General features: G+C 44.4%; 23 protein-coding genes and 1 riboswitch. Of the genes, 20 read left to right on the forward strand and 3 right to left on the reverse strand.

Translation table 11 applies throughout. From position 1 onward, the window contains the following. The first annotated feature begins 133 nt into the window (after positions 1 to 133). Both sppA and ansA read left to right on the forward strand, forming a co-directional pair. Positions 134 to 1,984 (forward strand): signal peptide peptidase SppA, encoded by a 1,851-nt coding sequence (sppA, locus tag VTAP4600_RS09765; protein WP_102522625.1) that lies wholly within the window; start codon positions 134 to 136, stop codon positions 1,982 to 1,984. A gap of 105 nt (positions 1,985 to 2,089) precedes the next feature. Then, positions 2,090 to 3,103, forward strand: a complete 1,014-nt coding sequence (gene ansA / locus VTAP4600_RS09770) for an asparaginase (protein WP_102522626.1) — start codon at positions 2,090 to 2,092, stop codon at positions 3,101 to 3,103. A gap of 81 nt (positions 3,104 to 3,184) precedes the next feature. Here the strand turns inward: ansA and VTAP4600_RS09775 are convergent, their stop codons facing one another. Continuing rightward, the gene (locus tag VTAP4600_RS09775) at positions 3,185 to 3,466 is read right to left on the reverse strand and encodes a YeaC family protein (RefSeq protein ID WP_102522627.1); all 282 of its coding nucleotides are present in this window, start codon (positions 3,464 to 3,466) and stop codon (positions 3,185 to 3,187) included. A 111-nt stretch (positions 3,467 to 3,577) separates the two neighbouring features. Between VTAP4600_RS09775 and VTAP4600_RS09780 the strand changes: the two genes are divergently transcribed. Next, positions 3,578 to 4,393, forward strand: coding sequence for a DUF2989 domain-containing protein (locus VTAP4600_RS09780; RefSeq protein ID WP_102522628.1), 816 nt, complete (start codon positions 3,578 to 3,580; stop codon positions 4,391 to 4,393). A 74-nt stretch (positions 4,394 to 4,467) separates the two neighbouring features. On the opposite strand, the gene msrB is transcribed toward VTAP4600_RS09780, so the two are convergent. Continuing rightward, a complete protein-coding gene (gene msrB, locus VTAP4600_RS09785) occupies positions 4,468 to 4,899 on the reverse strand; it encodes a peptide-methionine (R)-S-oxide reductase MsrB (protein WP_102522629.1) in 432 nt (143 codons plus the stop codon). Between the two features lie 300 nt (positions 4,900 to 5,199). Between msrB and gap the strand changes: the two genes are divergently transcribed. The 16 genes from gap (at position 5,200) to VTAP4600_RS09865 (ending at position 23,194) form a co-directional block, all read left to right on the forward strand. After that, complete coding sequence (gene gap, locus VTAP4600_RS09790) at positions 5,200 to 6,195, forward strand: type I glyceraldehyde-3-phosphate dehydrogenase (protein WP_102522630.1); 996 nt, start codon at positions 5,200 to 5,202, stop codon at positions 6,193 to 6,195. 88 nt (positions 6,196 to 6,283) lie between these two features. Beyond that, positions 6,284 to 7,168: a D-hexose-6-phosphate mutarotase gene (locus tag VTAP4600_RS09795; RefSeq protein ID WP_102522631.1), complete on the forward strand. Its 885-nt coding sequence runs from the start codon at positions 6,284 to 6,286 to the stop codon at positions 7,166 to 7,168. Between the two features lie 508 nt (positions 7,169 to 7,676). Continuing rightward, the gene (locus tag VTAP4600_RS09800; protein WP_102522632.1) at positions 7,677 to 9,713 is read left to right on the forward strand and encodes a methyl-accepting chemotaxis protein; all 2,037 of its coding nucleotides are present in this window, start codon (positions 7,677 to 7,679) and stop codon (positions 9,711 to 9,713) included. Positions 9,714 to 9,856: 143 nt separating this feature from the next. Next, a complete protein-coding gene (gene rlmA / locus VTAP4600_RS09805) occupies positions 9,857 to 10,675 on the forward strand; it encodes a 23S rRNA (guanine(745)-N(1))-methyltransferase (protein ID WP_102522633.1) in 819 nt (272 codons plus the stop codon). 77 nt (positions 10,676 to 10,752) lie between these two features. Continuing rightward, complete coding sequence (locus VTAP4600_RS09810) at positions 10,753 to 11,655, forward strand: AraC family transcriptional regulator (RefSeq protein ID WP_102522634.1); 903 nt, start codon at positions 10,753 to 10,755, stop codon at positions 11,653 to 11,655. 140 nt (positions 11,656 to 11,795) lie between these two features. Continuing rightward, the gene (locus VTAP4600_RS09815) at positions 11,796 to 13,919 is read left to right on the forward strand and encodes a TonB-dependent siderophore receptor (RefSeq protein ID WP_102523957.1); all 2,124 of its coding nucleotides are present in this window, start codon (positions 11,796 to 11,798) and stop codon (positions 13,917 to 13,919) included. 184 nt (positions 13,920 to 14,103) lie between these two features. Next, positions 14,104 to 14,739 carry a siderophore ferric iron reductase gene (locus VTAP4600_RS09820; protein WP_172443111.1) on the forward strand — a complete coding sequence of 212 codons (636 nt, stop codon included), beginning with the start codon at positions 14,104 to 14,106 and terminating at the stop codon, positions 14,737 to 14,739. Continuing rightward, positions 14,717 to 15,484 carry an ABC transporter ATP-binding protein gene (locus tag VTAP4600_RS09825; RefSeq protein WP_102522636.1) on the forward strand — a complete coding sequence of 256 codons (768 nt, stop codon included), beginning with the start codon at positions 14,717 to 14,719 and terminating at the stop codon, positions 15,482 to 15,484. Before VTAP4600_RS09820 ends, VTAP4600_RS09825 begins: the two co-directional genes overlap by 23 nt. Continuing rightward, positions 15,478 to 16,398: an iron-siderophore ABC transporter substrate-binding protein gene (locus tag VTAP4600_RS09830; protein ID WP_102522637.1), complete on the forward strand. Its 921-nt coding sequence runs from the start codon at positions 15,478 to 15,480 to the stop codon at positions 16,396 to 16,398. Before VTAP4600_RS09825 ends, VTAP4600_RS09830 begins: the two co-directional genes overlap by 7 nt. Continuing rightward, positions 16,398 to 18,374 (forward strand): Fe(3+)-hydroxamate ABC transporter permease FhuB, encoded by a 1,977-nt coding sequence (gene fhuB, locus VTAP4600_RS09835; RefSeq protein WP_102522638.1) that lies wholly within the window; start codon positions 16,398 to 16,400, stop codon positions 18,372 to 18,374. Before VTAP4600_RS09830 ends, fhuB begins: the two co-directional genes overlap by 1 nt. 156 nt (positions 18,375 to 18,530) lie before the next feature. After that, positions 18,531 to 18,893, forward strand: a complete 363-nt coding sequence (locus tag VTAP4600_RS09840; RefSeq protein ID WP_102522639.1) for a hypothetical protein — start codon at positions 18,531 to 18,533, stop codon at positions 18,891 to 18,893. Between the two features lie 78 nt (positions 18,894 to 18,971). Beyond that, positions 18,972 to 19,274 (forward strand): ribbon-helix-helix domain-containing protein, encoded by a 303-nt coding sequence (locus VTAP4600_RS09845; protein ID WP_102522640.1) that lies wholly within the window; start codon positions 18,972 to 18,974, stop codon positions 19,272 to 19,274. 89 nt (positions 19,275 to 19,363) lie between these two features. Next, positions 19,364 to 19,759 (forward strand): VOC family protein, encoded by a 396-nt coding sequence (locus VTAP4600_RS09850; protein ID WP_102522641.1) that lies wholly within the window; start codon positions 19,364 to 19,366, stop codon positions 19,757 to 19,759. Between the two features lie 45 nt (positions 19,760 to 19,804). Beyond that, positions 19,805 to 20,095, forward strand: a complete 291-nt coding sequence (locus VTAP4600_RS09855; protein WP_102522642.1) for a putative quinol monooxygenase — start codon at positions 19,805 to 19,807, stop codon at positions 20,093 to 20,095. 107 nt (positions 20,096 to 20,202) lie between these two features. Beyond that, a complete protein-coding gene (locus VTAP4600_RS09860) occupies positions 20,203 to 22,101 on the forward strand; it encodes a BCCT family transporter (protein ID WP_102522643.1) in 1,899 nt (632 codons plus the stop codon). A 189-nt stretch (positions 22,102 to 22,290) separates the two neighbouring features. Next, a riboswitch (cobalamin riboswitch) is annotated at positions 22,291 to 22,478 on the forward strand. A gap of 38 nt (positions 22,479 to 22,516) precedes the next feature. Further along, positions 22,517 to 23,194, forward strand: a complete 678-nt coding sequence (locus VTAP4600_RS09865; RefSeq protein WP_102522644.1) for an energy-coupling factor ABC transporter permease — start codon at positions 22,517 to 22,519, stop codon at positions 23,192 to 23,194. Between the two features lie 48 nt (positions 23,195 to 23,242). On the opposite strand, the gene VTAP4600_RS09870 is transcribed toward VTAP4600_RS09865, so the two are convergent. Next, positions 23,243 to 24,181 (reverse strand): LysR family transcriptional regulator, encoded by a 939-nt coding sequence (locus VTAP4600_RS09870; protein WP_102522645.1) that lies wholly within the window; start codon positions 24,179 to 24,181, stop codon positions 23,243 to 23,245. A gap of 100 nt (positions 24,182 to 24,281) precedes the next feature. Here VTAP4600_RS09870 and VTAP4600_RS09875 point away from each other — a divergent pair, with 100 nt between their 5' ends. Continuing rightward, positions 24,282 to 25,625 (forward strand): MATE family efflux transporter, encoded by a 1,344-nt coding sequence (locus VTAP4600_RS09875; RefSeq protein ID WP_102522646.1) that lies wholly within the window; start codon positions 24,282 to 24,284, stop codon positions 25,623 to 25,625. Positions 25,626 to 25,681: the final 56 nt, after the last annotated feature.

Below are 25,681 nucleotides of genomic sequence, written 5' to 3' on the forward strand. Positions count from 1 at the left end.
CAGAATATCCACTTCAACACAAAATATCAAACACCTGTTTACATTTCTACAACATAGATCAATCTTCTATGTTCAACCCTACAAATATGACGTAGGATTACTTCATCTTTAATAAGGCCTAAACTGGTAGAAAATGAAGAAGCTATTCAAATTTATCGGCATGATTTTTAAAGGCATATGGAAAGTGATCAACTTTATCCGTGTGGCTATTTTTAATGTATTTTTTCTGATCATTCTTGGTGGGGCGTATTTCGCCTTTACTCAAGCTGATTCTCCTCAACCAACAGTGAAAGAAGAATCTGCACTGGTTCTTAATTTATCTGGCCCTATTGTCGAGCAGCGCAGTTACATCAATCCGATGGACTCAGTCACAGGATCTCTGTTTGGAAAAGATCTTCCAAAAGAAAATGTCCTGTTTGATGTCGTTGACTCGATCCGTCACGCCGCAAAAGATGACGCTATTTCAGGGCTAGTTTTGGCATTACGTGATATGCCAGAAACAAACTTGACCAAACTTCGCTACATTGCAAAAGCCATCAATGAATTCAAAGCTTCAGGCAAGCCAATTTACGCAATCGGTGATTTTTACAACCAGAGCCAATACTACTTAGCCAGCTATGCCGACAAGGTATATCTTTCTCCTGATGGTGGCGTTTTACTAAAAGGCTATGGCGCCTACACGCTTTACTATAAAGAGATGCTCGATAAGCTCGACATCAACACCCATGTATTCCGTGTTGGTACTTACAAGTCGGCCATTGAGCCTTTCATTCGAAACAGCATGTCTGACGCTTCAAAAGAGTCCGCTTCTAATTGGCTAACCCAACTGTGGGATGCATACGTACATGACGTATCGATAAATCGCAATGTTGAAATGCAAACCCTAACGCCATCAGAAGATGAATTGATTGCTCAGATACGCAGTGTCAAAGGTAATGTTGCCCAACTGGCCTTGGATCTCAATCTTGTTGATGAACTTGCTACACGCCAGCAGGTACGTAAGGCATTGGTTGAAGTCTTTGGAGACAACAGCAACGATAGCTTTAAGCACATTAGCTACTACGACTATTTAGCGACCATGCAGGCTAAATCCAACGAATCTGCTAACGACATTGCCGTGATCGTAGCCAGTGGTGCCATTATGGACGGCTTCCAACCACGTGGAACCGTCGGCGGTGACACTGTTGCCTCTTTAATGCGCGATGCTCGTATTGACGACAAAGTGAAGTCTGTGGTTCTTCGAGTCGACAGCCCAGGTGGCAGTGCTTTTGCCTCAGAAGTCATTCGCAATGAAATTGTTGCGCTGCGTGAAGCGGGTAAACCAGTTGTTATTTCGATGTCTAGCCTAGCGGCTTCCGGTGGCTACTGGATCTCGATGAGTGCAGACAAAATCATCGCACAGCCAACCACCTTAACCGGCTCCATCGGCATATTCAGCGTGATTACGACGTTTGAAAAAGGCTTAAACAAATATGGCATTCATAATGATGGCGTTGGTACCTCACCATTCTCGGATAGCGGAATCACTCGTGGTCTCACTGCCGGCGCATCGGAAGCCATTCAGCTTGGTATTGAACATGGCTATCAACGCTTCATCGGATTGGTTAGCGACAGCCGTGCTATGTCCCTTGAGTCGGTAGATAAGGTTGCTCAAGGTCGAGTTTGGACAGGTAAAGATGCGCTCGAATTCGGTCTTATCGATCAGATAGGAGACTTTGACGATGCGATTAACGTTGCCGCTGAACTGGCAAAACTAGACGACTATAATATCTACTGGATTGAAGAACCGTTGTCCTCAACGGAGCAAATTATCCAAGAGTTGATTAAAAACGTCAGTGTGTCGCTCGGGATGGACTTTGAAAGCTTAATTCCTGCCGCCTTGCAGCCTGTATCTAAACAATTAGTACAAGATAGTAACTTGCTAACAAGCTTTAATGATCCCCGTGGTCAATATGCATTTTGCTTAAATTGTCAGGTTGAGTGACCCACAACTCAATACGAATTAAAATAGGCGCAATTGCGCCTATTTTTGTATCTGCCTTTCTTCTATACTTCCGCCACTGTTCCCACGAATCGAATCATTAAAGTCATGTCTAAAAAGCACATCTATATCGCGTACACTGGCGGCACAATTGGTATGCAAAAATCCGATCACGGGTACGTCCCGATTGCGGGTTTTATGGAAAAGCAACTGCAACGTATGCCAGAGTTCCATCGTCCTGAAATGCCAGATTACACGATCCATGAATATGAACCGTTGATCGACTCTTCAGACATGACCCCAATGGATTGGCAACAAATCGCCGATGACATTCGTGACAACTACGAAAAATACGACGGCTTCGTTATTCTTCATGGTACTGACACCATGGCCTATACTGCATCTGCGTTGTCATTCATGCTAGAAAACCTAGGCAAGCCTGTCATTGTTACGGGTTCTCAGATCCCGCTAGCTGAATTGCGCTCAGATGGCCAAGCCAACCTACTCAATGCGTTGCACATTGCCGCTAACTTCCCGATCAACGAAGTCACCTTGTTTTTCAACAACCAACTGATCAGGGGTAACCGCAGCACTAAATCTCACGCAGATGGTTTTAATGCATTTACGTCACCCAATATCCCGGCTTTACTTGAAGCAGGGATCAATATTCAAGTAAGCAGTCACGCAACGGTTGACGAAAAGCCAGAAGGCGCATTCAAAGTACACAACATCACGCCACAACCTATCGGTGTGATTACCATGTATCCGGGAATTTCTCACGAAGTGATCCGCAATACACTGCTACAACCCGTGAACGCGATGATCTTGCTGACTTTTGGTGTAGGTAATGCCCCTCAAAACCCAGAATTGCTCGGTCACTTAAAAGAAGCCTCTGAGCGTGGTGTGATTGTTGTTAATCTCACCCAGTGCCTGGCAGGTAAAGTTAACATGGGTGGGTATGCAACAGGCTGTGCCTTAGAGGAAGCGGGTGTAATCAGTGGTTACGATATGACCCCTGAAGCCGCATTAGCAAAGCTTCATTACTTACTCAGCCAGAATTTGGGTTATGAAGAAGTGAAAGCGCAAATGCAGAAAGTGCTGCGTGGAGAAATGAGTTTGTAATCAAGCCGACAGGCTATCGCTCTACAGGTTATAGGCAGTCCCTGTAACCTGTAACCTGTAACCTGTAACCTGTAACCAAGCCTATTCTTCAATCTTCATTCTAGCGATATCATCTGCGCCATCGACGAATTGTCTTTTCAGCTCAGACTTGGACTTAAACTCTATTTCACCGCCCGCAGCTACGCTCATGTGCTCTGGCTTATGATTGTGCTTTGACTGATACAGCATCACCGCTTGCATACAAGAAGCACGTTGCTCTTGCGCCAGTGGTGTTCCGTCTGGCCACTTTCCGGTTTCGACCGCATAGCTCAATCGTTCGTATATCTCTGGCGTCATTGACGCAATAAGTTGCTCTACATTCACTTTCTGTCCTATTAATAAGTAAATGAGTTTAGATCACGAGCATATCCAGTTAGTATTTCTGGTCAAGTATATGCATTTGAATTAGAGCTTTAGATCACAAGCGGAACGCCCATGACAAACAAACAGCTACTTTTAATATTCAGCTCTGCTTTTCTTCTTTCGGGCTGCCTCGAAGGCCGTAAGAATACAGACCAACTGTGCGAAGACAATGCCCCATTACGTTGTGAGAGTCTGAACATGAGAGATGGCCAGTGCCGTATTCCTAGAACAGATCTGGTTTGGCACCGTTTTGATGCATTGAGAGACAATACGGTTGAAAAACGAATTAAAGAATACAACATTTTACATGAATACCAACAGTGCCTTGAACTCGCAGCTCAAATCCAACCCATCGATCAAGGCAATTTAAAAGAACGCCGTTTCAATGCATTAATGCATACTTATGATGAACAAGAACGTGTCATCAATGAACTTGCAATGAGCAGCGATCCCAACGCTTTTTACTTCCGCTGGATACATGGAGACGAAGATGCTAAACGTTCCTTCTTGCAGTTAGAAGGATCAGGCAAACTTCAAACCGCAGAATTACAATATGCATTAGCAACATATTACGTAAATAGAGATCGACTAAAAACATTATCACTACTTGAGAATGCATTGCGGTTAACAAAAGAAGATGAATTGAATACGGACGTAATTAAATCTTTAGCCAGTACAAACCAAGCGCTTGGCCGATACGAGCATGCTTACATTTGGGCAATGGTAGGCAAAGAATTTAACCTACCAATTACGTCCGAACGAAATTTACAACGATTATACGCATTTGGTGATGAGAAAAGAGCGGCACTCAATGAAATAGCCGACAATATCAGCAGTGACATTAAAGACGGCGAATATAACCCCTCGTTATTGCCACCTATCGTGTAAGCTCGTTAACTAAACTGACAAAAAGTTGCAATAAAGTGAAAGTAAATTTCAATTACAAGGTAATTTGCTTCACTTTAACTTTCATTGTTGAAAACTAACGACACAGAGTTCACACAAAATCTTTCGCCTGTAGTCTTAGGCCCATCAGGGAATACGTGGCCTAAATGGCTATCGCATTGAGCACAACGAATCTCTGTTCTACTCATTCCATGAGAGTGATCGCTAATGTAGTTTATCGCTGAATCATTGATCGGCGAGTCAAAACTTGGCCAACCACAGCCAGAATCGTATTTATTACTAGAATGAAATAAAATCGAACCGCAACATACGCACTGATAGTCACCAGTTTGATGGTTATGCAACAGCTTTCCAGAAAACGGAGCTTCCGTACCAGCTTGACGACAAACCTCAAACTCTTTATTAGTCAGTGAGTTACGCCATTCCTCTTCTGTTTTTACTACTTTTTTCACTCTTACCTCTCTCTTTAGAAAACCATTTTTGAACATTATTTGCACGAAACCTTAAACAAACTCTTGCTTATCAATGCGGTTGTAGCACATACTTTCAAGCCAAAATATGACGAGTCCTCCATTTTTTACTTTTTATAGTTGACTCATTCATCAATAAGATGAATGTAGACTAAAAAGTGTAAAAAATGAACATTTGCAACGATATGTTAAAAAAAGCCACGCTTTTTTTTGACTTTAGACAAGTTAAACGAGATTATCGCTTGCAGAAACTTACTGGGTTTTGTAATTTTACTACCAGTTATCTTTATTCAGAAATTAAGTTGTGGAGCAACTATAATGACTATCAAAGTAGGTATTAACGGTTTTGGCCGTATCGGTCGTTTCGTATTTCGTGCAGCACAAGAACGTGCTGACATCGAAGTTGTAGGTATCAATGACCTTATCGACGTAGAGTACATGGCTTACATGCTTAAGTACGACTCAACTCACGGCCGTTTCAACGGTACTGTTGAAGTTGAAGGCGGTAACCTAATCGTTAACGGTAAAACTGTACGTGTAACTGCAGAGCGTAACCCTGAAGATCTTAAGTGGGATGCTATCGAAGTAGACGTAGTTGCTGAAGCAACGGGTCTTTTCCTAACTGACGAGACTGCACGTAAGCACATCACTGCTGGTGCTAAGAAAGTTGTTCTTACTGGTCCATCTAAAGACGCAACTCCAATGATCGTTATGGGTGTTAACCAAGACACTTACGCTGGTGAAGATGTTGTTTCTAACGCGTCTTGTACTACTAACTGTCTAGCGCCTGTTGCTAAAGTTCTTAACGACAAGTTCGGTATCGAGTCTGGTCTTATGACTACAGTACACGCTACTACAGCAACTCAAAAGACTGTTGATGGCCCTTCTGCTAAAGACTGGCGCGGTGGCCGTGGTGCTTCTCAAAACATCATCCCATCTTCAACTGGTGCTGCTAAAGCGGTAGGCGTTGTTCTTCCTGAACTAAACGGCCTTCTAACTGGTATGGCTTTCCGTGTACCAACTGCTAACGTTTCTGTTGTTGACCTTACAGTTAACCTAAAAACTGCTGCATCTTACGAAGCAATCTGTGCTGCTATGAAAGAAGCATCTGAAGGCGAGCTTAAAGGTGTTCTAGGTTACACTGAAGACCAAGTTGTATCACAAGATTTCATCGGTGAAGTTCAAACTTCAGTATTCGATGCTAAAGCTGGTGTTGCTCTAACTGACAAATTCGTTAAAGTTGTATCTTGGTACGACAACGAAATCGGTTACTCAAACAAAGTTCTTGACCTAATCGCTCACATCTCTAAGTAAGCATTAGTTAAAGACTTTCTTTGAAGAAAGATTAAAAAAGGCGGCCATTGTGTCGCCTTTTTGTTTATCTAAAATCTAGGAATTTGAAATGGACCTACACACACTTCCAGCGTTAACCGTGCTATCAGACTGCGTGACCATTGTTGAGCACGATGGCGTAAAAATCGTTCGAGTCATTCATGAAAAAGCGACCGCTGGCATTGCCCTACATGGCGGTCACGTTGTTTCTTTCAAACCATCAGGTCAAGATGATCTCATTTGGATGAGCGAGCAAGCTAACTTTAATGGTGTTGCTGCGTTACGTGGTGGTATCCCTGTTTGTTGGCCTTGGTTTGGTCGTATTGCGGCACCTGCTCACGGCTTTGCTCGGACAAGCGAATGGTCACTTGTTGAACATCGTGAAAGTGAAGAGGGTGTAATCGTAAGCTTAGGCTTGCAAGACAGCATAGACACTCACGCAGTTTGGCCACATAAATTTCAAGCCCGTCTAAATATAGAAATCTCTGAAGCACTTAAAGTCACGCTCGATGTTATGAACACAGACGAGACTCCTTGGACATTCTCTGGCGCACTGCATACTTACTTAAATATTGGTGATATTAAGCAGACGATCACTCGAGGCATGGGCCCTGAGTTCATCGACGGTTTACAGGATGCAGCGCTCTGTCAAGGTGGTGAAACACTGGCGCTCACAGATACAATTGACCGAGTTTATACTCAACCTGAATCCGTGATTTGTGTTGAGGATATGGCTTTATCTCGTAAAATTTCAGTCCAAAATGAAGGTCATAATTCTGCCGTATTGTGGAACCCGTGGGCCGAAGGCGCTCAAGGTATGGCAGATATGCAAGATGATGGGTACCTTACCATGCTGTGTGTCGAGTCTACACTGCACGCACCATCAATAGAGGCAGGAAAAACGCTTAAGCCTGGTGAAACTCATCAACTAACGACAGTCCTTTCTGTCGACTAATGTCCTTTTAACCTCCTCTTTACACACAAACGTCAATGCTTCATTCAGGTCGCATTGGCGTTAATTGATAAAATACATAGCAACAATTGACCCTTCCGTGAAATTTCTTTGGTCTAAACTCTTTCCTATAGATTCGAGACTATGGCTTTTTAATACGCATTCATCGACTGTATTTATGTCTCGTTAGCAAACGTAAACTTAATAACTTATTTATTAATAATAATCAATTAAGCTCGTTACATAAGTTTGTAGAATACAACACGCAACCTATAACGAAGGCTTATGCCATTAGTAGCACTCATTACAAAATAAAGTGAGCTCTACCAGGTAGTATCGGCGTCGATTTAAAAGGTATTTGCGAAAATTGCAACCTACCCGAACCGACCAGCCAAAAGATTTGAGCTCCATGTGAAATGTGTTTTTGACGTAACACAACGAGCCCATTCATAAGTCAGTTTGTACTACCAACAATACTAATAACAACTCATTATTTACAGGGTCTAAATTCATGTTCAATAGATATAAAAGCCAGAGTGTTGGCTTTCAACTCAAGTTGGTCATTTTGCTTTGCTTGCTTGTCGCGTTTGGTTCGGTAGGCACACTTGTATACCGAAATGCATCCCAAGTACTGCTCGATAACACATTAAAAGAGCATCAATCTAAAGTGGAAGCCATGGCAAAGACCATCGCAGGTCAATTTGATGCGTACTTGCATACCGCTAAGGTGTTGGAATCTACTTTTCGCAACGGCTATCTAGCGGGGATCTACGTCGAAGACTACGAGGTAGAGTTTCAAGGGAACAGCATCCTTAATATGACGCAATATGGTGAAAGCTTGATAGACGACACTAAGTTAGTCGACAGTTTCACTCGAGATACCGGAGCGGTAGCAACGCTTTTTGCTCCTTTTGGTGACGACTTTATTCGCGTATCCACTTCGTTAAAGAACCCATCGAATAAGCGTGTAGTGGGCTCCACACTTGGAAAAAATCACCCAGGTTATCAAAAAATCAAGTCAGGGCAGCCCTACTATGCTCAAGTAAAATTGTTTGGTCAGCGTTACATCACTTACTACGCACCATTGATGAATCACGAAGGAAAGGTGAATGGCATTTCGTTCATCGGATTGCCTGTCGAAAATGCTACACAAAACCTGTTTGAGTCATTGAGTTCTGTCTCTTGGGGCGATACGGGCTACACCATCATCGTCGATAACGCGCAAGACAACCAAGGTCAATACTTACTCCATCCAACACACGATGAGTCCGATGCTCCGATCATTGACGTTTTAGATTACGAAGGAAACAAACCTTTCTATCAAATTTTTGAACAGCCTTCTGGCCTAATTCGTTATCCTTATGAGTACAACCAAACCGTAGGCGAAAAATATCTGGTTTATACAGAGGTACCCGGTTGGAATTGGAAACTATTGGGTGGCACCTTCATCAGCGAAGTCACCAAAGGCAGCGAGGCATTGCTACAACTTATCGCCGTCATAGCAACCTTAGTCGCAGCGGCGACCATAATAGTACTGACTGTCTTCCTTAATAGAACGCTTAAGCCACTAACCACGTTGAATGGCTACATGCATCGTTTAGGCAAAGGCGAAGTAAGCCTCAATATTCCACATAGCGGGAAACAGACAAAAAATGAAATCAGCAACTTGAGTAATGGTGTTGCGGTAATGGCCACCCAACTGAATACACTCGTTGGAGAAATTCGCAACACAAGTGACCAAGTTCAAAGCAGCTCTCGCAGCGTGTCTCAAGACGCAAACCACAACCTTTCTCAGTCTGATCGTCAGCAAGATCAAGTTGAACAAGTTGTTACTGCCATTGAAGAAATGGCGACCTCTGCGAGTTCCCTTGCTCAGCAAGTTGGCAGTATCGCCGAAAATGTTCGTCAAGCAAACGATGATAGCCAGCAAGGGCTAAATGTTGTTGAAGGTGTTTGTATAGACGTAGCTCAGTTAAACGACCAATTGGATAAATCGGCGGCTGCAATCGAACAGGTTAACAACGACAGCGGCAGTATCCAAACTGTCACTAAAATGATCGATGACATTGCTGAACAAACGAATTTGCTCGCCCTTAACGCAGCAATTGAAGCCGCACGCGCAGGTGAACAAGGCCGAGGGTTTGCCGTGGTCGCAGATGAGGTTAGAACGCTGGCTCATCGTACTCAAACTTCCGTCCAAGACGTGGTGAGTATTATTACCAAACTAAAATCATCAACGGACAACGCGGTCGGCTTGATGACCGAGAGCCAAAATAATGCCAATCAAGTTTTAGATAAAGCGCAGGAAGCAGGGGCGGCATTGGAGTCAATTGCGTCGCAAGTTCAATCCATTGCAGAGCAAGCAAAAACCATCGCCGCGACTTCTGAAGAACAAGCTCAAGTGTCTCAAGAAATTGCCGCTAACGCCCATGCAATAAGTGGCTTGAACCAAGAAAGCCGAGCCACCAGCGCACAAACATCCAAAAGTGCTGAAGAACTACAGAAACAAGCTCAATCGCTAAAAAATCAAGTCGATTTCTTCAGCTAACAGGCAACCATTTAATCGTCGTTTTATAGGGTCAGATGCATATTTGACCCTATCCTGCCTCCCCATTCTCGCCTATCCAGATGCTAGCGAACACCTTAGCTTCCTGTTAAACTCTGCCGCTAAATTTCTATCCCGAGATCGTGATGACTTATCAATGCCCTTTATGCCACCTTTCATTGTCGCAACATGACCGTTTGTTCAAATGTGAGAACAATCATCAGTTTGATGTTGCTAAAGAAGGGTACGTCAATTTGGTGCCAGCTCATCACAAACGTTCTAAAAATCCCGGTGACAATAAAGAGATGATCCAAGCTCGTCGTCGTTTCCTAGACGGTGGGTACTACCAACCTATGCGTGATGCTGTCGCCGCGATATGTGGCGATCATCTAAAAGGCAGCCAATATCAATTATTAGATATTGGCTGTGGTGAAGGCTATTACACTCAAGAAGTTGCTCGCCATTTATCTAGCCTGTCAGGTGACGCACGTACGTACGGCCTAGACATTTCAAAAGTCGCCGTGCGTTTCGCAGCAAAGCGCTACTCAAATTGTGAGTTCACTGTCGCTTCTAGCCATCGTCTACCGTTCGAAGACGCAAGCCTAGATGCCGTATTACGGATTTATGCGCCGTGTAAAGCAGATGAATTGAACCGTTGTGTGAAAAGTGGCGGCATCGTTGTCACCGTTACTCCAGCGGGTCGTCATTTATACCAACTTCGTGAACGCATTTACCCTGATGTGCGCATGCATGACGAAACACCTGAAAATATCGAAGGTTTCCAATTGGCACACCAAGAAAAGCTAAATTACACCATGGCACTTAAAGGTGGCGATGCGTTTGACTTGCTTCAGATGACGCCGTTCGCGTGGAAAGCCAGTGATGAGCTGCGCCAAGAACTCCAATCTTGTGGTAACTTCGACTGTGAAGCCGATTTCGTGATCAGAGTGTACAAAAAAGCGTAACCTGAGCTCTAAAGCATACGGTCAACTTTTGCTCACAACGTGTTACCATAAGAAAAAGCACTTCATACTGACTGACGATGAACCCTTCTTCCGATCCGAGCCTAACCAGAATCGACAAGATCTTATCTTATATTCATAACAATATAGATAAGCCTCTTTCGTTGGATATCTTGGCCAAGCAAAGTTGCTGGTCTCGCTGGCAACTGCAACGAGTGTTTCATACTAAAACCGGTGTGAGCGTAGCTCAATATGTGCGTGAACTTAAGCTTAGCCTCGCGGCCGAAAAAGTGCTTTCAGGCAACGAACGTATCGTTGATTTGGCCTTGGCATTTGGGTTCAATTCGGAAATTAGCTTTAGTCGCGCCTTTAAACAATACTTTGGTTTAAGCCCACGAGATTATAAAAAAATAGGTAAGCTCAGCGGGATCAGAAAACCGCTCACAAGGCCCGATACCTTCTCTTTGCCCACCGACTCTGATTTGGGCTTTTGCCAAATTAGAATAGAGCACAGAGACGCCTTTAAGTTAGTCGGCTTACACGACACCATCCATGGGCCTTTTTCCAGCACTCCTGACTTCAGTTCTAAAGTCCCTGAAATCTGGCATGCGTTGATCCAATTCGCCCCACAGCACACCGCTGTCTACCCTCAATATGGGGTTATCGACACCACACATTGCGTGCTAGGGGACGAAGGTCTCGTCTACTGGGCGTCTATCGATGACGATAAAATAGAACCTTCTATAGCGGAGCAGCTCTCTACGCTAACTATCCCGCAACAAACCTACGCAGTGTTACCGGTATACGGCCCAATCAGTAATCTCGCTAACCTAGTGGAATGGTTTATGTTGTACTGGCTACCCAACTCTGAATATCTTGGTGTCGATGGATATGAGCTAGAAGTCTATGACACCAGATTCTCAATAGATTCCACTCCCTCCTACATGGAATACTGGCTACCGATTCAAAAGCGCCTTATCTAGTCAATTATCAGTAAAACATGCACCAAATTGTTAATTTTTCCCAAGCAGAAAACTATATTATTCCGAAATGATAACGATTATCATTGATGTTAAGGTTTAAGCCTAAGCATGCAGTGTCTAAAGTTTTAGCAGAGGTAAAAATGAACCACCTTCTACAATCGCATGCTATGCGTTACTCCGTACTCGCATTGGCCGTGGCATCAACTTTCAGCATGCCCGTTTTCGCCGAAGATGAGCCACAGCATGAAACTATTCAAGTTCTAGGAAAGACGTATCGCAATACTGCGACTAAAACCTCGCTAGAACCACTTGAAACCCCTCAAGGTCTTACCATCATCGAGGGTGAGCAACTTGAACAACGCGCGGTTAAATCTTTGAATCAGGCTTTACGTTATGCCCCGGGCGTTATAACGGAGAACAAAGGTGGCTCAGTCACCATGTACGATACATTCACAATTAGAGGCTTTAGCTCACGTAACAGCTACTACGATGGCCTTGCGCTCCCGAGCCTACCAGGGTGGAACTTACAGCCTCAAATCGATCCCATTGCAATGGAACGAGTTGAGATATTTAAAGGCCCAACCTCCGTTCTTTACGGGGCTATGCCTCCGGGCGGCATGGTTAATATTATAGCCAAATCGCCCCAATTAACGCCAAAGACCACGGTTAACGTCGCCACCGGGACTGGAAACCTACTTGAAGCATCATTAGATACAACGGGAGCCATTGGTGACAACATAGCTTACCGAATTATTGCTCTTGGTCGTAAAAAAGATGGGCAAGCGAACCACACAACGGAAGAGCGCTATGTATTTGCCCCCTCTCTGGACTGGTACGTTTCAGACAACACGTTTGTAAACTTCAATTTGTACTATCAAAACGATCCATCAATGGGGATGAACTCCGCGCTGCCATCATCGGGAATGATTACGGCTAACCCTAACGGTAAGATCTCTCCTAACACCTACGCTGGTGACAAAAACTGGAGTACTTTTAAAAGAGAGTACTTACTTGCCGGCTATAAAATTAATCATGATTTCAACAATAGCTGGTCATTCTTGCAGAATTTCCGCTATATGGATTCAAAGCTGTATCAAGAAAACAGTTACCACACTTCCGCTAATTGGAATGCATCTACAGGTAATCTGACCCGTAACTTCTATAGCACAGATGAGAAATCTAAAAGCTATTCAGTCGACAACCAACTTTCAGGGTTGGTGTCCACAGACAGCGCCGATCACTATCTATTGTTTGGCCTAGATTACCAAGACCTAACCGGTTCATCTAATTACCAAGAGTATTCTGGCGGAGCTGGCGTTCATACCATTAATATCTTCAACCCAAACAACAATTTGGTTAATCGCGACAAAATGAATTCGGTTTACGATAGTACGACTGATGTCAACTCGAAACAGTTAGGCCTGTATGCACAAGACCAAATCACATTCGATAAGCTTATCGTCGTTGCGGGCGGTCGTTTTGATGACTATAAAAGTAAGTCTGGCGCGACATCAGAAGCCAATCACCGCGCTTTCTCTTATCGGGTAGGCGGCATCTACCAATTAGACAACGGATTTTCACCCTTTGCTAACTATGCCACTAGCTTCGAACCAAAAGCAGGTTTAGACAAAGACGGCAACGCATTTAAACCTGAAATTGGTGCTCAAGTCGAAGCCGGCGTGAAATATCAATCTTACGATGAGGCTAAAACCGCGACGGTTTCAGCCTACCACATCACCAAAAGTGACATGGTCGTTTCTGACGGTTCGGGCAACTTTCAAAATATGGTTCAAATTGGCGAGGTACGCTCACAAGGTATCGAGCTCGATGGAAACGTAGCCTTGAACGAGAGTCTGAATGTTTCAGCAAGCTATACCTACACGGATATGGAAATTACCAAAGATGGTAACACTTCCATGATTGGTAAAACGCCTATCTATGTTCCTGAGCATACCGCAACATTGTGGAGCAACTACTCATTCTATACTGGCTCACTAGATGGGGCTCGTATTGGAGGCGGGGTTAGATATGTTGGCGAGATGCAAATGGACGCCGCAAATACAGCCAAAGTTCCCGCTTACACATTGGTTGATTTATCTATTGGATACGACTTGGGTAAAGTGAATAGCTCTTTGAATGGCGTAACAGCCAACCTTATTGCTAACAACCTATTTAACACTGAATACTACACCTGTTACGACTCCGCTAACTGCTGGTACGGCCAAGAGCAAACGGTTGAACTTAACGTGAAGTTCGACTTGTAAATAAACTGGAATTAACCCAAGGGATAAGTGCTTAGTCGCTTATCCCTTTAATGCAATGAAGCTCTTGAGACAACAATGAACGACGACCACCCAGAATTTCACGAACAGCTATTTAAAGCCTGCTTACAAGTTTCGCCCTATTTGGTCGGTTCTATCGGCACACCAAACGATACCCACCTACAAAGTGGTCAAGACAACGCCGCCTTTTTTTTCCGATCTTTATCAGAACATTGCAGAGTCTTCACCAGAAGCAGGACACAGCTACTGGCTTTCTCGCACTTGGGATGTGTCAGTATGGCAGCCTGTTTACATTGCTTTTATCAGTGTTTACGGATTCCATACCGCTCCGGATTTCACTCAATTCTCGCAACAACGAAACGGCGACTATGTGGCTGGGTTCCATTTTTTCAGTCATGAACACCAACACGGAGACATTCCGCACTTAATTGCTGTTGTCGGCAAACAGTTGGCTCATTTATTGGAAAACTACAGGCTCCAATTAGACGAACTGTATCGCTGCCGCCCTGGGTTTGTTCGTCATTTACTGGTTGATTTAATCATTAGCTGCTGCATTCGAGCTTCAACGGTTATTCCCAATTTTTCATACAGTCAAATTAGGCAACATGCCAAGTTATGGTTAGAGGCACTGAGTTTACCACCGCAAAGAATTGACTCGATATACCAGCAAGAGCACGGCATTTACTATCCGCGAAAATCGTGCTGTTTAGTTTATAAAACCAAAAGTGGTCAGCTATGCGCAGACTGTCCCCGTCACTACAAAAATAAAGAACAGATGCATGTATCAATTGTCGGAAATTAAAGTCATTCGAGACCAGCAAACCATTCTAGATATCGATCAGTTAACGATTGATCCTCATGGTTTTACCGTCATCTTAGGTCATAACGGCTCGGGAAAATCCACTCTGGTCAACCTTCTTGCGAACGAGTTTTCACCAGAGCAAGGCTCGGTTCAATTGAACGGTAAAGCACTGTCGCAATATTCCCACAAAGCGCTAGCAAAAGACGTTGCATTTTTGCCACAAACATTGCCAGAGGTCGATGGGCTCAATGTAGAAGAAGTTGTACGGCTCGGGCGTTTTCCGTGGCGAGGAGTCTTTGGGCAATGGAAAGAACACGATCACGACATTGTAAAACAAGCGCTGCATGACACGGGTATTGAGCGATACAAAGACCACCTCACCTCTAGCCTATCCGGAGGTGAACGCCAACGAGCTTGGATCGCGATGTTACTGGCTCAACAAGCTCAGTTTTTGATTCTAGACGAGCCAACATCCGCGCTGGATGTTCAACATCAATACCAAGTATTGCAGCTACTTAAAACGCTGAACCAAGAAACAGGCAAAGGCATTTTGGTGATCTTACACGACCTCAACTTAGCATTGCGCTTTTCAACCCATGTGATTGCGCTGCATAGCGGCAGTGTACTGTTCCAAGGAGAAAGTGACCTATTACTCGATGAGCAGCGGCTTTCATCTTTATATTCCACCCCTATCAAGCTTATTGACCACCCAACTCATCACCATAAGGTAGCCGTTGTATGTTAACTCGATTTTTGTCATTCATTGCATTAACGAGCTTCACGCTGACTTGCTATGCTCAAATTCAAGTCACCGACAGCTTAGGTACGCATCAATTAGACAAACCCGCAGTGCGTGTGGCCGCTTTAAATTGGGATATCGCTGAACAACTGCTCGAGCTAGATGTCACGCCCATCGCAATACCTGATATCAATGGCTACCGAGAGTGGGTGGTTAAACCAGCCATTCCTAACTCTGTTGAAGATATAGGGACACGCATGGAGCCCAATTTATCAGAGCTAGCAAAACTGCACCCCGATCTCATTATTATCGCAGGCCCCCAGCAACCACTGCTCGAAAAGCTAGAGAAAATTGCACCAGTACTGGTTTACGAGACATATAAGGCCGATCACAACAACATTGATAAATCCATTGAGCACTTTAAATCGATTGCCGTTGCCGTTGGAAAAGAGCAACGCGCTCAAGACAAATTAAACACAATGTATCGTCGACTTGACAACCTAAAAACTGAACTGACTGCACTTTACCCAAATGGAAAACCAAAAGTTTCTGTTTTCCGCTTTGCGAGTACAACCACTATTTACCTCTATGGTGACAACTCAAGCGCTATGTATGCGCTTAATAAATTGGGATTCGAAGCCGCTCTTCCTATGCCAGCGAGCCAATGGGGGGTGACTCAAAAACGAGTCAAAGACTTGTACAAAACCGGCGATGGCCTTGCTCTTTATTTCAAACCTTTTCATCAAGAAAAAGAACTGCAAGATTCGGTTATGTGGCAAGCCATGCCGTTTGTGAAAAATAACAAGGTAGCGGCAGTCGAACCGGCTTGGAACTACGGCGGCGCAATCTCTTTACTTTATGTTGCGGAAGTCTTGTCCGACAGCTTAAAACAAATGGCTCAAAAGGGTGATACTCAGTAATGCTGAACCGTTATTCTTGCTTATTTGCTGGCATACTTCTGCTACTGGGCGTTGCCATCACGACAGGCAGTAGCCTCCCACCTAGCCAGCAATGGTCGGTACTGGTCAATTTCATCACGACCCCAGAATTTGAACCACAAAATTTTGAACAAATTCTCTTTGTTGAAGCGCAATTGCCTAGGCTTACCATCTCAATTTTTATTGGCGCTGTACTCGGGCTCGTTGGCAGTTTATTGCAACAGCTGACTCAAAATCCGATGGTTTCTCCACTCACTCTTGGCACAACTTCTGGTGCTTGGTTGGCTCTAGTGGCTGTAGGTGTCTGGGCGCCCTCTTTCGCCGCTCAGTATGGCGCACTCATCACATTCATTGGGGCTATTGTTAGCTTAACGCTGGTTGTGCTGATCGTCGGTTTTAAGAACCTTTCAGGCTTACCGGTTATTTTGGCTGGCATGTCGGTCAATATCTTGTTCGGAGCCTTAGCCACCAGCATTATCTTACTTAACGATCAGTTTGCTCGTGATCTGTTTATTTGGGGGGCTGGAGACTTAGCTCAAAACGGTTGGCAAGCTGTAACACAACTCTTGCCCCACTTACTAATTGCACTCCCGATTATTCTTTTCGCGCCGCGAGTATTAGCTCTGCTTCGTTTAGGGCATAACACTGCTAAAGGTCGCGGACTTAGCCTAGTCCCCGCTTTTTTATTGCTTTTCATTGCCGCATTATGGCTGTTATCCGCCGCAATTTCTCATGTTGGAGTTATCAGCTTTATCGGGCTGATCGCACCTAATATTGCGCGCTCTTTGGGTGCCCGAACGCCTTCTAAAGAGCTACTGTTAAGTACCCTTATGGGCGCTTTGTTATTGTTAGCCACCGACACTTTGGCTCAAAATCTAAGTTTCGTTTCTATTAATATTATCCCTACGGGCACGGCAACGGCTCTCATCGGCGCGCCAATATTAATATGGCTGGTAAGAAAACGATTAACGGCAAACGATCAACTCAGCTTAAAGTTGCCTGCAAGCCAAATGAAATTTAGCGCGAAAACTCTGGCTGTCATGATTGGGTTCGTTATTCTTGCGACGATACTTCACTCATTTGTTGCTGGCGATACTTGGCGCTTTGCCGTTCCCGACGACTTTAATTGGGCACAACGTTGGCCTAGATTACTCACGGCACTCAGTGCAGGGTTGGGGCTAGCGATAGCCGGTACTGTGCTGCAAAGAATCATTTATAACCCATTAGCCAGCCCAGATATTTTAGGGGTTTCTTCAGGGGCAAGCTTATTCTTAGTGATTGGATTTTTAATTTACGGTAGCAATTCAAATGCCTTTTCAATGGGGCTGGCTTTCGCGGGCAGTCTAGCAGTACTTATTGCCCTGTTATGGCTAGTAAAACGCAACAATTATGCCCCTTCGATTGTGATATTAACGGGCATCTCACTGTCGGCCTTGGTCGATTCTCTAATCCAATTGGTGCTCGCACAAGGCAATGAAACCTCTTACATGCTACTTACTTGGCTTTCTGGTTCCACTTATCGAGTCTCTGGTAACAGTGCGTTATTTTTATGTGCTTGCGTACTCATTCTGTCTACCATGATCCTTGGCTTGCATCGATGGCTAACACTGATTTCAGGAGGGCGACGTTTTGCCTCATCAAGAGGACTCAATGTTTCACTCTCTTTCGCCTTATTGTTAGTGCTTTCTGCCTTATTAACCGCACTCGTCACTGCAACAATGGGGCCGGTCGCCTTTGTTGGCTTATTGGCACCGCATATTGCTGTCATGATCGGCGCGAGAAAAGCTCACCAACAATTACTGATCGCAGGATTAGCCGGGGCTGCATTACTCGCCTTTGCTGATTGGGTTGGGCAAGTGGCCATCTACCCAAGCCAAATTGCAGCAGGTACGTTAGTTTCGGTCATTGGCGGGTTATACTTTTTACTGCTATTACTACGAGCTCGGCAACACCAATAAGCATCGATTCTAAATTGGGCATCATAATTGCTTACATATACGGCATACTTGTTTAAGTATCATTACATTGCTGACTATCTGGCCAATCAATACAAAAAACCAAAAGTTTTTACATGATTGGCCGATAAGTAATCAAGGAAAGAAAAGGAGCGTATTATGACATCCATTGGAGCGGATACAGCCAAGATGAACGCCAGCCAAACAACGGTGCCGACTGCGCCTAAAGATAAGGCTCCCATCGAGGCTGCACCACCGCAAACAAAGGCGCAGCAGACTAAGGTAACGCTTTCCGCTGAAGGAAAGGCGCGGCTTGCGGCTCTCCAACAAATTGAACACGATGCCAAGAAGTCTGAAGCTCAAGATAAAACCGTATCAGATAAAGTAGAATCTTTTACTCACGGTGCTTTGGGGATGGATCACCCGGACAACTTTAAAGAAGAAACGGATGCATCCTATTCTGCTGGGCAATATTTGTCCGCAGCGGCAACGATTGGTGGTTTAGTTTTGCTCCTAGCCTAGCGTTAAGCAACTATCGTTAGTTGACCTCACTCTCTGCTAACGCCAATATAAACACTTTTATAAAAAGTGGGCATTTCTATGTGCGAACTATTCTCTAAGCAGCCACTCGAAAACTACCAATACAAAACTCGCTCAATTCGGTTAGACGGCCATGTCACTAGTATCAAACTGGAAGCCAGTTTCTGGCAAGTTCTAGAAGAAATTGCGGCCAAACAACAAATGCGTCTTTCTCATTTCTTAAGCAATTTGTATAACGAAGCATTAGACCATGCAGGCGATGTTGCTAACTTTACTTCATTGTTGCGCTGTACTTGTTTGATTTATCTGCGCCAACCAAACGATGTGATTGATATCGTCAAGCAACAACTCGAACTGCAATAATTTCTTATTGCGCTCTTACGTCACACCCCAGTACTACCTTTTTATGAATGTCTGTCTTTATCATAAGTCATTCATATTAAGGGGATACTATGACCAAACTGATCCACAGCATGATACGAGTCAGCGATCTCAAAGCTTCACTCGCTTTCTATTGCCAAGTTCTTGAACTTGAAGTTAAACAACAAATTGAATTTAAAGATTTCACTCTCGCGTATCTCGCTAACGATGAATCAAGTTTTGAACTAGAACTCACTCACAACCACGATAGTTCAGAACCCTATCAGCTTGGTAATGGCTATGGTCACTTGGCCGTAAGTGTTGGCGATCTTGAACAAACACACCAACGCTTAGTCCAGCAGAATATAGAAGTTGGCGACATTAAAACCTTTTCACATAAAGAAAAACATCTGGCCACGTTTTTCTTTATCCAAGACCCTGATGGATACAAGGTTGAATTTATTCAACGCCAAGGCCGCTATCAATAAGCCAGCACAATAGCCCATTACATAATTAAAATACAGGAACCCAAAATGATTCATTTGACTGCTACTTTTCACGCTAAACCTGGCCTCGAGCATCAATTACGCACTTTATTACAAGGTATGCTCACCCCTACTCGTGCTGAGCCTGGCAATTTACGCTATCAATTATTTCAAGCGAAAAGCAACAGCGCAAAGTTCACATTCCAAGAACAATTTGCTGATCAAGCTACATATGATGAGCACTGCAAAGCAGAACACTTTACCGCTCTACTAATAAGCCTTGAAGGTCTACTCAGCCAGGAACCAGAGATCATTTTCTACAACGAACTGGCTGCCTAAGTATCAAATACCAAACACAGTTGTTTATCCTTTCAACAAATAACTGTGTTTGTCGATAACTCCCCATAAGCTCCATAATAATCTATTCTTATTAATGGATATCTACCGTGAGCAAACCTTTTGCGCTTATTGATAAGCCGACTTTTTTCGGTGCCATCGCCCTTTTAATTACCGTTACCCTTCCTTTAATCATGTTTCCTGAACAAGGAGCACACTGGATCGCGATCGCCAAAACGTTCATGACTGACAAACTTGGGTTTCTTTACCTTGCCCTTGGGATCAGTGCTTTCTTCTTTATGATATACGTCATATTTAGTGACATGGGCCAAATCAAACTAGGCGATGCTGACGAAAAACCTGAATTCGCAACCGCATCATGGGCTGCAATGCTATTTTGCGGTGGTATCGGCGCCAGTATTCTTTATTGGGGTTGTATCGAGTGGGCTTATTACTATCAATCACCGCCATTTCAACTAGAACCCGGCAGTGAAGAAGCCGTTCGCTGGGCCGCAACTTATGGCCTATTTCACTGGGGCCCTATTGCGTGGTCTATCTATTTGATCCCTGCTCTGCCTATCGCGTATTTTTTCTATGTCCGTAAACAACCTGTATTAAAGGTATCCAGTGCATTAATGCCGGTTTTGGGTGAAGAACGCAGTAAAGGCCCATTAGGCAAACTCATTGATGTGCTGTTTATTTTTGGCTTACTTGGTGGTGCTGCCACGACATTGGGTCTAGCGGCCCCATTAATTGGTGAGGGTCTGCACCACTTATTTGGTATCCCACAAACAACCATCAGCCAAATCGCGGTGTTATTGGTGTGTACAGCAATCTTCGCTTACTCCTCTTACGCTGGGCTTGAGAAAGGCATTAAGATCCTTAGCAATATCAACTTCTGGGGAGCCATGGGCTTACTTGGCTTCGTCCTTGCGGTTGGGCCCACTATTTTCATGTTAGAAACCGGTCTAGATTCACTCGGCCGTATGCTTTCTAATTTCTTCGTTATGGCAACATGGGCCGAACCTTTCGGTGGCTATGGCACCTTTGACAATACCCATTTCCCACAAGATTGGACCATTTTCTACTGGGCATGGTGGTTAGTTTTCGCACCAAGCATGGGGTTGTTTGTTGCTCGTATTTCGCGCGGCCGCACAATTAAGCAAATGGTATCGGGTTCCATTTTCTTTGGTTCATTAGGTTGCTTCTTATTCTTTATGATTTTAGGCAACTACGGTTTGTCTTTGCAGCTTTCAGGGCAGTTAGACGTCGTCGAGATTTTGAACAACCAAGGGGCAACTAAAGCTATTTTCTCTATGTTAGACCAACTGCCAATGAGCACCCTTGTCATTGCAGTATTTACCCTGTTATGTGTGATTTTTACCGCGACCACATTCGATTCGATCTCCTACATTTTGGCTTCAGTAGTTCAGAACGATGTGACGGAAGAACCAATGCGTTGGAACCGACTATTCTGGGCATTTACGCTGTCTCTTTTACCGACGGTATTAATGTTCCTCGGTGGATTAAGCACCCTGCAAACGGCCGCAATCGTAGGCGGGCTGCCTCTACTGGGTATCTCTGTGATGCTAATGATTTCGGCGGTTAGGGCTACCTCCCTAGATCTTCGCCATCAAGAAGATTATGTCGAACCAACCATTAACATTGAAGAGCTGCCAGAGATGGATCCGTGGTCAGCAGAAGGAATGGCCTTGGCTCGCTTTGAGAAAAGTCGTGATGCCGCGCAAGAAGCCGCAGAGTACGAGCGCGAAGCCCTGACCGATGTGATGAACATGAGAAAACGTATTCGAGCTTATGCCTTAGAGCATTGCGAGGTGGGTGAATTTGAAGATCATCATTTGCCTGCAGAGATGAAGACTGAACTGCAATCTCTACTTGATAGAGTGCTGGAGGCTAAAACCAGCAAACAAGAATTGTCTGAAAAAGCGCAAGCTGCACGAATGGACTTCAACAAAATCGTTGCTGATGCCGCTCTAATTCAGGCTTAAGTGCTCGATAAGGTCAGACGTAGCTCGCCGTCTGGCCTTATTCATCTCATCCGAGATCTTTTCATCCCCCCCTATTTTCTTACTCACCCCATATAACTTTCGCGACTTCATTGAGCCAGACAACGTATTTGTTGATTGATATCATCATAATTATTTAGCCTGGGAATATACTGCAACGGAAAGTTTACTTTCAACATCAAGGGATTGAGTGGCATCATTGCCATAGGAAGACTGGTAACTCAGGATGAGTTTTATAGTCACTGCCCCCGCAACGGTACGCGCATCATGGAAGAATCAATAACTTGCCACTGGCACACTGGCTGGGAAGGCTGTTTGTAGCGCTAAGTCCGAAGACTGACTCAATCCCACATACTCACGGCTGTTTTACGGGGATGTAAAACCAAGGAGCTTTACTGTGCATATTGAACCGGGGCTTGTCAGCCCAGAAAAAATCATACTAAGTTACGCCACCGCAACGGGCGCGTTAGGCTATCTCGCCACAATTTACTGGCAAGAAATGAATATCCGAGGGGCACTTTCGCTAGCGTTGCGCTCATTAGTGACCACGCTGCTGGTCTTTGGCTGTTTCGAAGTATTACCTCACCATGCGATTGGTGTCTCTGAAGTCCATCTAATACTCGGCTCGACTCTGTTTCTAATCTTTGGAGCAGCGGCGACGGGAATTGGCCTAGTTTTTGGATTGTTAGTTCAAGGTTTTTTGTTCGCCCCCTTCGATTTACCCCAATTTGGTATGAATGTAACCACGTTACTCGTCCCACTTTTTGCCATGTCTTTACTGGCAAGAAAAGTCATTCACAAACAAACCGCATACGTTGATCTGACATTCAACCAAGCATTTAAACTCTCGGTTTCTTATCAGGGCGGTATTGTCATTTGGGTGGCATTTTGGGCGCTGTACGGTCAAGGAATGGGCGCAGAAAACATGCAGTCTATTGCCAGCTTTGGGCTCGCTTACATGAGCGTTATTCTGATTGAACCCTTCATCGATTTAGGAATATTGGCTATCGCCAAATTTGCAAATGCAAACAAACACTCTTTATTCATTACACAACGCTTATATAACGAAGTCTAATAGTGATTCACGGACCACATTGTGCTCCGTGGACGCTTCAGTTTTTCACTAATCGGAAACCACGCCGCTCCAACTATTTTTATTCGCTAACCGCTTTAGCTGCATCAATTCTTTTTCTGTCTCTAGTTTTAACCACTCGATCAGGTCATTGATCTCTGGCGTATGAGTTCGCTGATGACCCAAATATTGCCACGCACTATTTTGTACTCTTACCCCTTCCGGGCAACAGAAGTATTCACGCTCAAGTTCCGGCAAGATTAACAACAAATCCGTCACGGTCGCCCCCTGCCCTGATAAGCAAGCACTTAACGCGAGATCTAAAGTAAAGAAGGTGGTATTTCTTACAGGATGCAGAGTTTCTCTTTTTTCCTCAGCCAACCACACTTTCCAGTCATGGTGATCAAGCGTTGAGTGAATCCGTGGCATCGCCAATATCGAAGCCACATCCCCAGCGTTAGATGCGCACACAGGAGCCATATATTCGTCTCGTAAAAAGAACATATTACTTCTCCCCTGATAACGCTCTCGAATGCGAGTATGGAATATCAATAAATCGTAATCTGGCGTTTCTAAGCACTCATCTTCTTCAATAGAAGGAATGATCACAATCTCATGCTCAGGGTAACGTTCGTTTAATTCTCTTACTTTTGAAATCAGAATCCGCGTGGCAAAACTGAGCGTCGCTTTAATCACAATACGCTTTCGTTTTGGTTCTTGCCAAGAGGAGAGCAACGTTTCAAGCGATAAGTAACTCTCTCGCAAGGCTTGAAATAACTGCAGCCCTTCAATTGTCAATTCAATAGAACGATGTTTACGCTCGATCAATTGCGTATTTAAGTCTTGCTCTAATTGCTTTACTTGCCTGCTGACGGCGCTTTGAGTCACATTCAACTCATCAGCGGCTTGAGTAAAACTCATAAATCGAGCGACAGATTCAAATGCTTTCAAGCCATTATGTGAGTATGGCAAATTTGTGTATGGCGTCATATTAAATTCGCATTCCTTTAGGGAATACCAGAGTGGCATAAATATTAATTGAGTGCGAATAGTTAATCATCTAAAGTTCCGAATTCAACTTGGAGCTTTCATGAAAAACATTCTCTCTCTCGCATTCCCTTTGGTTATCTCCCAACTTATTGCTATGGCATTGGTATTAACTGATGTTTGGATGATGTCTCGCATTAGTGTTAGCGCCATTGCTGCCGGTGGCTTAGGGGCATCTGTATTCTTTCTCATTTTTATGATTGCGAGTAGCACCGTGGGCTGTGTGGCTAACCTCATCGCCATTGCGTATGGGCAGCGCATATCGAGACCCGAGTTTGGCAATCAACAAATCCGTCTTGCGATCAAAGGGGCTGTCTTGTTGTCTGTGATTCTCTCGGTTGTTCTGTTGTCACTTTTTGCTTTTGCACCTAATGTGCTTGCATTGGCTCAGCAACCTCAAGAAATCATAGACCTTGCAATGGAATACGTTGATGCGCTGAAATGGTCGATGCTGCCATCGCTGCTTCTTTTAGTACTTCGCGGATTGACCAGTGCGCTTGGTAATGCTCGCTCCATTATGTTGATGTCGGTTGCAACCGTTGCTCTCAATATTCCAGTGAGTTACCTGCTCGCTTTTCCACTCGGTTTTGGCTTAGCTGGCTTAGGCGCAGGTACGGCCTTAGCTGCAGCGATTGTCATGCTAGGTTATGGGTCTTGGGTCTTTGGTCATGCTCAATATCAGCAATTTGCACCTTGGCTTAACCTTAACGAGTATTCACTTAAACTCACTCTCCCTCTATTAAAAATGGGATTGCCTATCGCCATCGCTGCTTTGTTAGAGCATGGGCTCATTTATGGTGGCACACTCATGGCTGGCACAATCAGCATCGCCGCGCTCGCTCTGCATCAAATTCTATTGCAATGTTTAAGCTTCACTTGGAATGTAAACTTTGGCTTCTCTCAAGCGGCGGCTATTTTAGTAGGGAGAGACTTCGGAGCGGATAATTCAGAGGGCATCAAGCGCACCGTATTTAAGAGCTTTATTCTTGTCAGTATTATTAGCTTAGTCTTCTCTGCCATCTTCATTGCATGGCCTGGGTTAGTTGCCACTTTCTTTGGTCTTACGGATCAAGCGATGATCGACCTATTAACAGCGGTCATTTGGATTGTTGCGGTGAGTTTTATTGTTGACGCTTGGCAGTTATTAGCGATAAACCTACTTCGTGGAATGAAGATTGTTGCCACGCCAACACTGCTCACGGCAATCGGCTATTGGGTCGTCGGTTTACCGGCCGCTTGGTGGCTAGCCGATAAGTATGGGCTAGGTGGGATCTGGGCCGGTATTGGTATTGGTTTGGCCGCTACCGGTGTTTTACTATTAATGCTCTTGGTAAAAGCAATACGTGGAGAAGACACCGCCACTTTAGCGGTTTCTAAAGGATTTTAGGGCGAGAATCACAAGCATCGATCATTCAATACCTCGGCCGCCTTGAGGCTTAAGGC

The sequence above is a fragment of the Vibrio tapetis subsp. tapetis genome (genome assembly GCF_900233005.1).
GTDB lineage: Bacteria > Pseudomonadota > Gammaproteobacteria > Enterobacterales > Vibrionaceae > Vibrio > Vibrio tapetis.